The organism is Streptomyces sp. NPDC001889 (assembly GCF_053594535.1).
In genome coordinates this window covers 18,155-31,972 of the sequence record NZ_JBSFER010000044.1, presented here as the reverse complement: position 1 = coordinate 31,972, position 13,818 = coordinate 18,155, and the positions used below count along the sequence as shown (strand labels likewise).

At 75.2% G+C, this 13,818-nt stretch carries 4 protein-coding genes; 3 read left to right on the top strand and 1 reads right to left on the bottom strand.

What is annotated here, in order from left to right:
* The 3 genes from ACWCRA_RS34040 to ACWCRA_RS34030 all read left to right on the top strand — a co-directional run.
* Positions 1–4,365, top strand: a 4,365-nt coding sequence (locus ACWCRA_RS34040; protein ID WP_451069375.1) for a type I polyketide synthase, incomplete at its 5' end; no start/stop codon positions are given.
* A gap of 97 nt (positions 4,366–4,462) precedes the next feature.
* Complete coding sequence (locus ACWCRA_RS34035) at positions 4,463–11,143, top strand: thioester reductase domain-containing protein (protein WP_451069374.1); 6,681 nt, start codon at positions 4,463–4,465, stop codon at positions 11,141–11,143.
* Positions 11,144–11,261: 118 nt separating this feature from the next.
* The gene (locus ACWCRA_RS34030; RefSeq protein WP_451069373.1) at positions 11,262–12,596 is read left to right on the top strand and encodes an FAD-dependent oxidoreductase; all 1,335 of its coding nucleotides are present in this window, start codon (positions 11,262–11,264) and stop codon (positions 12,594–12,596) included.
* A gap of 37 nt (positions 12,597–12,633) precedes the next feature.
* Here ACWCRA_RS34030 and ACWCRA_RS34025 read toward each other — a convergent pair whose 3' ends face one another.
* Positions 12,634–13,701 carry a methyltransferase gene (locus tag ACWCRA_RS34025; protein ID WP_351559055.1) on the bottom strand — a complete coding sequence of 356 codons (1,068 nt, stop codon included), beginning with the start codon at positions 13,699–13,701 and terminating at the stop codon, positions 12,634–12,636.
* Positions 13,702–13,818: the final 117 nt, after the last annotated feature.

The window sequence follows — 13,818 nt, the reverse complement described above, 5'->3', positions numbered from 1 at the left end:
CGACCCCCCACCCTCGACCCGAACGGAACCGTACTCATCACCGGAGGCACCGGCACACTCGGCGCCCTCCTCGCCCACCACCTCGTCACCCACCACGGAGTACGCCGACTGCTCCTCCTCAGCCGACAAGGCCCCACCGCCCCCCGCGCCCCACACCTCCACCACACCCTCACCACCGCCGGCGCCCACACCACCATCACCGCCTGCGACACCACCAACCGCCACACCCTCGCCCGCGCCCTCGCCGACATCCCCCCCGCACACCCCCTCACCGCCGTCATCCACACAGCCGGAATCCTCGACGACAGCACCCTCGCCACGATGACCCCGGAACAACTGACACAGGTCATGCGACCCAAGGCGGAGGCGGCCTGGAACCTCCACGAACTCACCGCCGGGCTCGACCTCTCCGCGTTCGTCCTCTACTCGTCCGTCGCCGGACTCCTCGGCACCGCCGGCCAGGCCAACTACGCCGCCGGCAACACCTTCCTCGACGCCCTCGCCGCCCACCGCCACGCCCACGGACTCCCAGGACTCTCCCTCGCCTGGGGACTGTGGGAGGAGACCGGTTCGCTGGCGGGGAAGCTGACGGAGGTGGATCTGAGGCGCATGGCCGGGGTCGGACTGGCGCCCGTCCCGTCCGCCGACGCCATGGAGATGTTCGACACCGCCCTGGCGTCCGGTCTCCCTCTCACGGCTCTGACCGGGCTGAACACAGCGGCTCTCCGGAATGCCGAGACCTGCCCCGCGCTGCTGCGCGGGCTGGTGCGCACCAGCGCGGTGAAGCGGCGACCGGCCGGGGCCGGGGCCGTGGACGAGGTGTCACCGGCCCAGCTCGTCCGTACCCATGCCGCCGGGGTGCTCGGCCACTCCGACCCGTCCGCCCTCCCGGGTGAACGGGCTCTCCAGGAGCTGGGGTTCGACTCGCTGACCGCGCTGGAACTCCGCAACCGGCTCGCGACCGCGACCGGACTCCGGCTGCCCGCCACCCTGGTCTTCGACCATCCCTCGCTCGACGCCCTCACCGCGCATCTGACGGAGCGGATGTCGGGTGTGGTGGCGGGGCGCGGGGCCCCGCCGGCGGCGGCGGTGGTCACCGGGGACCCCGTGGTGATCGTGGGCATGGGATGCCGCTTCCCCGGCGGAATCACCTCCCCCGACGAACTGTGGCGCCTCGTCGCCGAGGGACGCGAAGGAATCAGCGGCTTCCCCACCAACCGGGGCTGGGACCTCACCGCCCTCTACGACCCCGACCCGGACACCCCCGGCACCTCCTACACCCGCCACGGCGGATTCCTCCACGACGCCGACCTCTTCGACCCCGAGATGTTCGGCATGTCACCCAGAGAGGCCGTGGCCACCGACCCCCAGCAGCGACTGCTCCTGGAAACCGCCTGGGAGACCTTCGAACACGCCGGAATCGACCCCACCCGACTGCGCGGCACCCGCACCGGCGTCTACGCCGGGGTGATGTACCACGACTACGGCTCGCAGCTCCAGACCATCCCCGCCGACCTGGAGGGGTACTTCGCGAGCGGCAACGCCGGCAGTGTCGCCTCCGGCCGGGTCGCGTACACCTTCGGTCTGGAGGGTCCGGCGGTGACAGTGGACACCGCCTGCTCCTCCTCCCTGGTCGCCCTGCACCTCGCCGCCAACGCCCTCCGCTCCGGCGAGTGCGATCTCGCCCTCGCCGGCGGGGTGACCGTGATGTCCACCCCGCGCTCGTTCATCGAGTTCTCACGTCAGCGGGGGCTGTCCGCCGACGGACGCTGCCGCTCCTTCTCCGCCCACGCCGACGGCACCGGCTGGTCCGAAGGCGCCGGACTCCTCCTCCTCCAACGCCTCTCCGACGCACAACACCAGAACAACCGCGTCCTCGCCATCCTCCGAGGCAGCGCCATCAACCAGGACGGCGCCTCCAACGGACTCACCGCACCCAACGGCCCCTCACAAGAACGCGTCATCCACCAAGCACTCCACCACGCCGGACTCCAACCCCACCACATCGACGCCATCGAAGCCCACGGCACCGGCACCCGCCTCGGCGACCCCATCGAAGCCGGAGCACTCACCACCACCTACAGCCACCACCGACCACCCCACCAACCCCTCTGGCTCGGCTCCCTCAAATCCAACATCGGCCACACCCAAGCAGCCGCCGGAGCCGCCGGCACCATCAAAATCATCCAAGCCCTCCACCACCACACCCTCCCCCCCACCCTCCACACCCAACACCCCACCCCCCACATCAACTGGAACAACACCAACCTCCACCTCCTCACCCACCCCCAACCCTGGCCCCACACACCCAACCGCCCCCGCCGCGCAGCCATCTCCTCCTTCGGCATCAGCGGCACCAACGCCCACCTCATCATCGAAGAACCCCCACCCGAGACGGACCTCACCGGCTCCCCGACCGCACCGCCCGCGCTGCCCTGGGTGCTCTCCGGAGGGTCGGCCGAAGCGCTGGCGGCGCAGGCGCGGCGGCTGCTCGCGGCGGTGTCCGGGGCCGATGGCCCGGACCCGCTGGACGTGGCGTACACCCTGGCCACCGGCCGGGCCTCGCTGGAGCACCGGGCCGTCGTCACCGGCGCCGACCGGGCGGAGCTGCTGGAGGGTCTCGGTCTGCTCGCGGCGGGGGGCGCGGGCCCGGAGGTGGTCCGGGGTGTGCGCACGGCGGGGAGAACGGCCTTCCTCTTTCCCGGGCAGGGCAGTCAGCGGCCGGGGGCTGGCCATGAGCTGTACCAGCACGTCCCGGAGTTCGCCCGCCACCTCGACCTGGTCCTCGCCGCCTTCGGCGACCGGTGGGAACGCCCCCTCCGCGAGGTGATGTTCGCCGCCGACGGCTCCCCCGATGCCCCGCTGCTCGACCGGACGGCCTTCACCCAGCCGGCGCTGTTCGCCCTCGAAGTGGCGCTGTTCCGGCTGGTCGAATCGTGGGGTGTACGGCCGGACTTCGTGGCCGGGCACTCGATCGGCGAGCTGACCGCCGCCCATGTCGCCGGGGTGCTCTCCCTCCAGGACGCCTGCACCCTGGTCGCCGCCCGGGCCAGGCTGATGGAGGCGCTCCCGGCGGGCGGGGCGATGGTCGCGGTGGAGGCCGCCGAGGACGAGGTGCTGCCCCTGCTGGCACGGTGGCCGGGGCGGGTGTCGGTGGCGGCGGTGAACGGGCCGCGCGCGACGGTGGTGTCGGGGGACGAGGACGCGACGCTGGCGGTCGCCGCACGGCTGTCCGCGCTGGGCCGCCGGACCCGGCGGCTGACGGTCTCGCACGCCTTCCACTCGCCCCACATGGACGGCGCCCTCGCCGAGTTCCGCACCATCGCCGCACAACTCACCTACCACACACCCCACATCCCCCTCATCTCCAACCTCACCGGAGAACCCGCGACCCCCCGCCAACTCCACTCACCCGACTACTGGACCCACCACATCCGCCACACCGTCCGCTTCCACGACGGAGTGCGCGCGCTCGCGCGGGAGGGGGTGGCCACCTGTGCGGAGATCGGCCCCGGTGGCGTACTGACCGCACTCGCCGGGGAGATCCTGGACGACGGCCTCACCCTGCCGCTGCTGCGGCCCGGCAGGTCCGAGCGGACCGCCCTGGTCGGCGGGGTGGCACAGCTCCACGCCCGGGGTGTGCCGGTCGACTGGGCGGCCTTCTTCGCGGACAGCGGCGCCCGCCGGACCGGGCTGCCCACCTATGCCTTCCAGCGCGAGCGCTACTGGCTCACCGGTACACCGGCGCCCGCTCGGGCCGCCGTGGCCGGGACACCGCCCGAGACCCCGCCCGATGACCCGGTGTCCGTCCCCTCCCTCGCGCGGCAGCTGTCCGGGGCCGGTGGTGACGAGCGGCACCGGATCGTCCTCGGGCTGGTACGGGAGCGGGTCGCCGAGGTCCTCGGGCGGCGCGACGCGGGCTCCGTGCGCACCGAACGGCGGTTCCAGGAGATGGGGTTCGACTCGCTGACCGCGCTCGATCTGCGGAACCGGCTGAAGGCGGAGACCGGGCTCGCGCTGCCGGCGACCCTGGTCTTCGACCATCCCTCACCGGCGTCCCTCACCGATTACCTCCTGGACCGGCTGGCGGGGGACCCGGCTGCCGGTGGGGTCTCGGTCGCGGAGGGGCTCGACGGGCTGGAGGCCGCGCTCTCGGCCGCCGGGTCCGGCGGTGTGGACCGGGCCGCCGTCGCCGGGCGGCTGCGGGTGCTCCTCACCCGGCTGGAGCCCCTCCGCGACCGAGACCGCCCCGGCGCGGCACCCGGGGAGGAACGGCCGGAGGACGCCGAGTCCCTGCTCTCCGGGGCATCGGCCGAGGAGGTCCTCGACTTCATCGACAGCGAACTGGGCCGTGACACCGGCTGAGTCCGGGACCCCGGCCAGAGCCCGCCACAGCCCCCTCCCCCTCATCCCTCCTGGCGCCCGCGCGCGGCGCGGGAGGGCAGGAAGAGACGGATTCCCGATGCCGAACGAAGAGAAGCTGGTCGAGTACCTCAAGTGGGTGACCGCGGATCTCCAGAGGTCCCGCCGGAGGGTCGCGGAGCTGGAGGCGGAACGGGACGAGCCCGTCGCGATCGTCGGTATGGCCTGCCGGTTCCCGGGCGCCGCCGGGCCGGACGAGCTGTGGCGGCTCGCCCTGGACGGGGTCGACGCGATCTCCGGCTTCCCCACGGACCGGGGGTGGGATCTCGACGCCCTCTACGACCCGGACCCCGCCGCGCCCGGCAGGATCTACATCCGGCACGGCGGCTTCCTCGACACGGCCACCCTCTTCGACGCGGCGTTCTTCGGCATCCCGGCGCGGGAGGCGCTGGTGATGGACCCTCAGCAGCGGGTGCTGCTGGAGACCGCGTGGGAGGCGCTGGAGCACGCGGGCATCGACCCCGAGTCGCTCCGGGGGAGCCGTACCGGAGTCTTCGCCGGGCTGGTGGAGCAGAGCTATCTGGATCTGGAGTGCCCCGAGGAGTTCGAGGGGTTCCAGGTGACGGGGAAGCTCAGCTCGATGGCGTCCGGCCGGATCTCCTATCTCCTCGGTCTGGAGGGGCCCGCGGTCTCCCTGGACACGGCCTGCTCGTCCTCGCTGGTGGCGCTGCATCTCGCGGCGCAGTCGCTGCGGTCCGGGGAGTCGTCGCTGGCGCTCGCCGGGGCCTCGTACCTCTGTGCCCACCCCAGCGGCTATCTCGACGCCGCCCGGGCCCGGGCGCTCTCCCCCGACGGCCGGTGCAAGCCCTTCGCCGGCGCGGCGGACGGCATCGGCTGGTCGGAGGGGGTGGGCATGGTGGTGGTGGAGCGGCTCTCCGAAGCGAGGCGGCTGGGGCACCGGGTGCTGGCGGTGGTGCGCGGCAGCGCGGTCAACCAGGACGGCGCGTCCAACGGGCTCACCGCCCCGAGCGGGCCCGCGCAGGAGCGGGTGATCCGCCAGGCCCTGGACCGTGCGGGGCTGACGGCCGCCGAGGTGGACGCCGTGGAGGCTCACGGCACCGGGACCAGGCTCGGCGATCCCATCGAGGCGCAGGCGCTGCTGGCCACCTATGGCAGGGCCAGGCCCAAGGGGCGTCCCCTGCTGGTCGGTTCGCTGAAGGCCAACGTGGGGCACGCGCAGGCGGCCTCCGGGATCGGCGGGCTGATCAAGATGGTCCAGGCCCTGCGGCACGGTACGTTGCCCGGGCTGCTGCATCTGGACGCGCCCACGCCGTATGTGGACTGGTCGGCGGGGCAGGTGGAACTGCTCACCGGGAACCGTCCCTGGCCGGGGACGGGCGCGCCCCGGCGGGGCGCGGTCTCCGCGTTCGGCGCCGGTGGCACCAACGCGCATGTGGTTCTGGAGCAGGCGCCCCCGGAGGACGCGCCGCCGGACGGCGCGGCCGAGGCGCCGGCGGTGGCCGTGCCGTGGCTGCTCTCCGCGCGCTCCCCCCGGGCGCTGCGCGCCCAGGCCCGCGGGCTGCGCGACTTCGCCGCCCGGGATTCCGCCCCGGCCACCGGGGACATCGCGTTCTCGCTGGCCACGACCCGTACGGCCATGGAGCACCGGGCCGTGGTCATCGGCGTCAGCCGGGCGGAGCTGCTCGCCGGGCTCGACGCTCTCGCGGCGCCCGGGGACGGGGCCCGGGGCGGGACCGAGACCCAGGCCGAGACCCAGGCCGAGACCGGGACCAAAGCCGGGGCCAAAGCCGGGGCCCGCACCCGCAGCGGCACCCGCACCGGCAGCGAGGACTCCGGCGCCCAGGACCGGAGCGAGCGAGGCGACCGGGCCGACCAGGCCGACCGGGGCAACCGGGCCGACCGGGGCAAGCCAATCGACCAGGCCGAGCAGGCCGACCGGGCCGACCGGAGCGAGCCGGAGCCGCGAGCCGGGCGGGTGGTCCTCGGGAGGATCGCCGGCGCCCCGGCGGAACTGGGCCGTACCGTCTTCGTCTTCCCCGGGCAGGGCAGCCAGTGGCCCGGCATGGCCCGGGAGCTGCTGGAGACCTCTGCGGTGTTCGCCGCCCGGATCGACGCGTGCGAGGAGGCCCTGCGGCCCCATGTCCCCTGGTCCCTGCGGGAGGTGCTGCGCGGTGACGCGGCGGGCGCGGCGGCGCTGGAGCGGCTCGATGTGGTCCAGCCCGCGCTGTTCGCGGTGATGGTCTCCCTCGCGGAGCTGTGGCGCGCCCACGGTGTGGAGCCGGCTGCCGTCGTCGGACACTCCCAGGGCGAGGTGGCCGCGGCCTGTGTCGCGGGGGGCCTCCCGCTGGAGGACGCGGCCCGCGTGGTCGCGCTGCGCAGCCGTATCGCCCTGAAGCTCCAGGGCACCGGAGGCATGGGGGCGGTCGGGCTGCCGCGCGCGGAGGTGGAGGAGCGGCTCGCCGGATGGGCGGGCCGGCTCTGGGTGGCCGTCGAGAACGGGCCCGGCTCGGTGCTGGTCTCCGGGGACCGGGGCGCGGTCGGCGAGTTCCTCGGCCGGTGCGCGGCGGACGGGGCGCGGACCAGGAGCTTCTCCACCGACTTCGCCTCCCACTGCCCGCTGGTGGAACCCGTCGAGGAGGAGTTGCTCGCCGCGCTGGAGCCGATCGCGCCGCGCTCGGGGACCGTGCCGTTCTTCTCCACGGTGACCGGCGACTGGATGGACACCGCCGGTCTGGACGCCGCGTACTGGTACGGGAATCTGCGCGGACCGGTGGAGTTCGCCCGGTCCGCCCGCGCGCTGGCGGACCGGGGGCACGGGGTCCTCGTGGAGATCAGCCCGCATCCGGTGCTGGTCTCCTCGCTCCAGGAGAACCTGGGCGACGGCGCGCTCGTCACCGGCACGCTCCGGCGCGACGAGGGAGGTTTCGGCCGTTTTCTCCGCTCCTGGGCCGAGCTGCTGGTGCGCGGTGGGCCGGTGGACCGGTCGCGGCCGTTCCGGGGCACCGGGGCGCGCCGCGTCGAACTGCCCACCTACGCCTTCCAGCGCGAGCGGTACTGGTACGCGGCCGGCTCCGGGTCCCGGGGCGCCTCGGGTCTGGGGCTGGGCGGGACCGGGCATCCGCTGCTGGGGGCCGCGGTGCCGGTGGCCGGGACCGGCCGGACCCTCTTCACCGGCAGGCTGTCGCGGCACACCCACCCCTGGTCGGCCGGGCCCACCGTCGCGGGCGCGGCGGTGCTGCCGTCGTCCGCCCTGGTGGAGCTGGCGCTGCGGGCGGGCGACGAGGTGGGGTGCACCGCCGTGGAGGAGCTGACGGCCGTGGCGCCGCTGGTGCTGCCCGCGCGCGGCGGTGTCCAGCTCCAGAGCACGGTGGGCGAGCCGGACGGTGCGGGGCGCCGGACGCTCACCGTCCACGCCCGGCCCGAGGACGGGGAGCCGGCCTGGACGGAGATCGCCCGCGCGCGCCTCGGCGTCCGGGGCCGGGGCCCGGCCTTCGACCTGGAGCGGTGGCCGCCGGCCGGGGCGACGGCGGTGGAGCTGCCGGGGGCGACCGGTCCCGAGGAGGGGGCGCGTTCGCGGGGGGTCACGGCGCTCTGGCGCGACGGCTCGACCGTCTGGGCGGAACTGGCCCTGCCCGAGGAGGCCCTGGGCGAGGCGGCCGGGTTCGGGCTGCACCCGGCGCTGCTCGACGCGGTCGTCCGGGCGGCGCTGCTCGCCGAGGGGTCGCCGGCCGGGTGCACGCGCACCGCTGTCGGCTGGGGCGGGGTGCTGCTGTACGCGACCGGCGCGACGGCCCTGCGCGTACGGCTGTCGCGGTCCCCGGGCGGGGTGCTGTCCGCCCGGCTGGCGGACCGGACGGGCCGGGCGGTCGCGGAGATCGGGTCGCTCACGCTGGGCGCGGGCGGCGGGGAGGCCGCGGCGCGGGCGGACTCCCGGGTGCGGGACTCGCTCTTCCGGGTCCACTGGGCGCCGATCGCGCTCACCGGCGCGGTGGAGCCGTTCCGTATCGGCGAGGTGGACGCCGGGGACCCGCGCCCGCCCCGGCTCGCGGGGCTCGACGCGGCGGTTGTCCGGATCTCCGGTCCGGGGGCGGCCGATCCGGTGGCCGCCACCCATCTGGCGGCCCGCCGGGCGCTCGCCGCCGTCCGGGCCTGGCTGGCGGACGAGCGGCTCACCGGCACTCCGCTGCTGGTGCTGACCCGGGGCGCGGTGGCCGCCGTTCCGGGCGACGGGGTACGGGATCTGGGCGGGGCGGCGGTCTGGGGTGAGGTGCGCTCGGCGCAGACCGAGAACCCCGGGCGGTTCGTCCTCGTCGACAGCGGCGGTACGGAGCCGGAGCCGGGGCCCGCGCTGCTGGCGGCGGTGGCCGCGTCCGGCGAGCCGCAGGTGGCGCTGCGGGCGGGCCGGGTGCTGCTGCCCCGGCTGCGCCGGGTGCCGGACGCGGCCGGCGGGGGCGGGCCGTCCGGGTCGTGGGACGCGCGGGGCACCGTGCTGATCACCGGCGGCACCGGCACGCTCGGCGCGATCCTCGCCCGGCATCTCGTGACCGCCCACGGTGTCACCCGGCTGCTGCTCGCCGGCCGGCGCGGCCCCGCGGCGCCCGGCGCGGAGGCGCTCCGCGCCGAACTGACAGCGCTGGGCGCCGAGGTGACCGTCGTCGCGTGTGACGCCGCCGACCGCGAGGCGCTGGCCGGGGTGCTCGCCGCGCTGCCGGACGACCGCCCGCTGACGGGGGTGGTGCACGCGGCGGGCACCCGGGACGACGGGCTGATCACCGGGGTGACACCGGAGCGGCTCAGCGGTGTGCTGCGCCCCAAGGTGGACGCGGCCTGGCATCTGCACGATCTCACCCGGGATCTGGGGCTCTCGGCGTTCGTGCTGTTCTCCTCGCTGGCGGGGACCATCGGCGGCGCGGGGCAGTCCGCCTACGCCGCCGCGAACACCTTCCTCGACGGTCTCGCCGCCCACCGGGCGGCCCTGGGTCTGCCCGCGACCTCGGTCGCCTGGGGACTGTGGGCCGCCTCCGGCGCCACCGGCGAGCTGACCCGGGCCGATGTGGACCGCATCGCCCGCGCGGGCTATCCGCCGATCGCCTCCGAACACGGCCCGGCGCTGCTGGACCGGGCGATGGCCCTGGACATCCCCGCCGCCGTCGCGGCCCCGCTGAACCACCGGGCGCTGCGCGAGCGCCCGGAGGAGCTGCCGGCGGTCCTCGGCGACCTGGTGCGCGTCCCGTACCGGCCCGCCGCCCGCAACAGCGAGAGGGAGGGCGGTCTCGCCGGGGAGCTGGCCGCGCTGCCCGGGGAGGAACAGCTCGGCCGGGTCCTGGAGCTGGTGCGGACCGAGGCGGGGACGGTGCTCGGCCATCCCGACCCGGGGTCCATCCGCGACCGGCGCTCCTTCGCCGAGCTGGGGTACGACTCGCTGAACGCGGTGGAGCTGCGCAACCGGCTCGCGTTCCTGACCGGGCTGCGGCTGCCCACCTCGCTGGTCTTCGACCATCCCACGGTCGGGGCGCTCGCCGGGCATCTGCGCACCGCGCTGCTGCGGAGGAGCGGGGCGGGCGGCGGTTCCGGGGTGGACTTCGCCGCCGAGACCGTCCTCGACGACGACATCCGCCCGGCCGCCGAGATCCACCGGGTCGCCGCCGATCCCCGGACCGTGCTGCTGACCGGCGCCACCGGGTTCCTCGGGGCGTATCTGCTGCGCGATCTGCTGCGGACGACACGGGCCACCGTGCGGTGTCTGGTGCGCGCGGCCGACGAGCGGGCGGGTCTGGAGCGGCTGCGGGCGAATCTGGAGTGGTACGGAATCCTGGACCAGGTGGACCCCGGGCGGCTCTCGGTGGTGGCCGGGGATCTGGCCCTGCCCGGGCTGGGTCTGGCCCCCGGGCTCTTCGACGAGCTGGCGCGCACGGTCGACGCCGTCTACCACGCGGGGGCCGCCGTCACCTGGGTCCAGCCGTACGCCACGGTCCGGGCGGCCAATGTGGGCGGCACCCGGGAGATCCTCCGGCTCGCCGCCCGCCACCGCACCGTCCCCGTGCACCATGTCTCCACGCTGGGGGTCTACGCGGGCCGGGCGGGCGGCGGCGCGCCCATCGAGGTGTCCGATCCGGCGGGCCCCGGCGAGAGCCTGCCGACGGGGTACACCCGGAGCAAGTGGGTGGCGGAGCAACTCGTCGGCATCGCCCGGGGCCGTGGACTGCCGGTCTCCGTCCACCGGATGGACCAGATCACCGGCGACCACTCGACCGGCGCGTGCCAGACCCGTGACTTCGTCTGGCTGACGCTGAAGGGCATCCTCCAGTCCGGTGCCGTCCCCGAGTCCCTTCCGGTGGTGTTCCGGCTGATGCCCGTGGACTACGCGAGCGCCGCGGTCGTCCATCTCTCCCGGCAGCCGGAGTCGGCGGGCAGGACCTTCCACATCTGCGGGCGCGCCGGGCTGACGCTGGCCGTGATGGCCCGGGAGCTGCGGGCCCACGGGTACTCGCTGGAGCGCGCGGAACCGGCCGGCTGGCGTGCCCGGGTGGCGGCCGACCCCGGCAACGCGCTGGTTCCGCTGCTGGACGCGTTCGACGCGATGGCCGCCGACCCGGCGGGTTTCTATCCGCCGGTCGACGACAGCGGGACCGTCGCGGCGCTCGCCGGCAGCGGTGTGCGCCTCCCGGAGGAGAGCCCGGACGCGAGCGTGGAGTCCTTCCGCAGACATGTGCGGTTCTTCATCCGCAAGGGGTACTTCCCGGCGCCGGGGGCCCGGTGAGGTCCCGCCGGAGCGGTGCCGTCCGGAAGGCTCCCGGCCGGGGGCCCGGGGGCCGATCACCGTACCCGTGCGGTTCCACGGGCCCCACGAGGCCGACCACGAAACACGAGGAGAGCGCATGTCGGTGACCGGTGTCCACGCGGTGGTGCTGGGCGGAGGAATGAGCGGGCTGATGGCGGCCCATGTGCTGGCCGATCACTTCGAACGGGTGACCGTCGTCGAGCGGGACGGGGACGAGGCCACCGGGCACCGGCGCGGTGTCCCCCAGGGGTGGCATCCCCACGCGCTGGTCCTGCGGGCCACCGACCTCCTGGAGGAGCTGCTCCCGGGGATGAACGAGCAGTACGTCCGGGACGGCGGCGTCCCCGCCGAGATGATGGGCCAGCACCGGCTGTTCTACTTCGGCCATATGCTGCGTCAGTCCGACGCCGGGCTCAACACCGTCTGGGCGAGCCGTCCGTTCCTGGAGCGGGGCATCCGCGAGCGGCTCGGCGGGCGCGGCCATGTCACCCTGCGCCAGGGCTGGGAGGCCGTAGGGCCGCTGGCGCCGACCCCGGAGCGGATCACCGGCGTCGTCGTCGGCAGGCCCGGCGGCGGCGGGACCGAGAACCTCACCGCCGATCTGGTGGTCGACGCGACCGGCCGCACGGGCAGAAACCGGGCCTGGCTGCGGGAGCTGGGGTATCCGCTGCCGCGCGAGGAGCGCGTGAAGGTGAACCTGGCGTACGCCACCCGGATTCTCCGCTGTGACGCGGATGTGTTCGCGAGCGACCGGGCCATCGCGGTCGGCCCCCGGCTGGACCGGGCGCGCGGTCTGTACTTCACCGTCCGGGAGGAGGGGCAGTGGACCCTGACCGTCTACGGCTACGGCGACTTCCGGCCCAGCGACGACACCGCCGTCTTCATGGAACAGGTCAGGGAGCTGGCGCCGGACGACGTGTGGGCGGCGATCCAGGCGGCGGAGCCCCTGACCGATGTCCATGTCTTCCATGTCCCGGAGACCTATCGGCGCCGTTACGACAAGCTCTCCCGCTTCCCCTCGGGGCTGCTGGTCACCGGGGACGCCCTCGCCGCCCTCAACCCCCTCTACGGCACGGGGATGATGTACTCGGCGGCGTACGCGCTCATCCTCGGCCGCCGGCTGCGCGAGGGGCTCGACGGGCTGCACCGAGGCTTCTTCAAGGACGCGGCCCGGGCGGTCGCGGGGTCCTGGCGGTTCTCCAGCCTCTCCGACTCCTTTCTGCCGGGCGTGCCCGACTCGGGGCTCCCGGGCGCTCGGATGGCCCTGTGGTATCTGCGCCGGCTGGTGGCGGCGGCGGAACACGATCCGGTTCTCGCGGCGGACTTCATCCGGGTCGCGGGGGCCCTCCGCAGCCCGGTGGCGCTGGCCCGCCCGGAGATGCTGCTGCGCACCCTGGGGTCCCGTGGGGCGGCCCGGGCCCGGCGCGGCTGAGACGCCGGGGCCGTGGAGGGCCGCCGGTGGGGCCGCCTCAGCGGGGACGGCACTCGAAGGCCGTCCACGCGCCGGTGGCGGGGGCGGCCAGCACCTCGAAGCCGCCGGCGTGCAGCAGCGCCCGCCACTGGTCACCGGTGCGCTCCCGGCCGCCGGTGAGCAGCAGCATCTCCAGGTCGACCACGGCGGCCAGATCCGGGCGGCTCCCGCCGACCACCCGCTCCAGGACGAACAGCCGCCGGCCGTCCGCCGTGCCGAGCGCCTCGCGCACCGCGCCCAGCACCCGGAGCGCGTCCGCGTCCTGGTGGAGACGGAGCACCTGCTTGAGGAGGTAGGCGGGGATGCCGGCGGGCAGCGGCCCGAACGGGTCGGCGGGCACGGTGCCGACCCGGTCCGGCGCGCCCTCCGCCGCCAGCGCCGCGCGCACGGCCGGCAGCGCCTCGGGGCGGTCGGTCACCGTGCCGAGGCAGTGCGGGTGCTCGCGCAGCAGCGCCGACAGGAAGAGCCCATCGCCGCGGAGTTCGGCGACGCGGGGGAAGGGGGAGAGATCGACCAGCGAGGTGAGATAGCCCAGATCCCCCCGGTGCGCCGAGGCCCCGGCCAGCCGGACCAGGGTGGCGGCGGCGTCGTCCACCTGGAGGTGCTGGGCGTACGACAGCGGATAGACCCGCTCGAAGGACGGCTCACCGGTCCGCAGGGTGTACAGGATGTCCCGGTACGGCAGGAGATGGAGGTCCTCGCCCTGGAGGATGACCGCGTCGCGCCGGGACTCGGGCAGATCGGAGCGGAGCAGTTCGGCCGGCGGGGTGAGGGCGAACCGGCCATCGGGCACCTCGCGGAACACCCCGAGAGCCGCGGCGGCCCGCAGGACCCGGGCCAGTGCGTCGGGGTCGGCCCCGACCTCCCGGGCCAGCTCGGCCGGGCTCCGGGGGCCGTCGGTGAGCTGGTCGGCCACTCCGAGTTTGGCCAGGGCCCAGACGGCGCGGCCCGCGGCGGCGGCCACCGGGAAGAACATCAGTTGGTGGCCCGGGGACATCCGGGGCAGGGCCGCCGGTGAGAACCCCCCGCCCGGGGGGTGCTCCTCGTGTGCGGTGGTGTCCGTCATGTCTCCCTCTCCGTTCACTCGACCTCGGCTGGTACGACACGCCCGGCCGAACCGGCTCACCCGACCGAACCGGCTCGCTCTGCTCGCCCCGTTCACCCGGCTCACCCGGCTCACTCG

Excerpts from the sequence above, each read along its gene's own strand:
- ACWCRA_RS34035 (WP_451069374.1), top strand. The coding sequence starts at position 4,463 with ATGCCGAACGAAGAGAAGCTGGTCGAGTACCTCAAGTGGGTGACCGCG.
- ACWCRA_RS34030 (WP_451069373.1), top strand. The coding sequence starts at position 11,262 with ATGTCGGTGACCGGTGTCCACGCGGTGGTGCTGGGCGGAGGAATGAGC.
- ACWCRA_RS34025 (WP_351559055.1), bottom strand. The coding sequence starts at position 13,701 with ATGACGGACACCACCGCACACGAGGAGCACCCCCCGGGCGGGGGGTTC.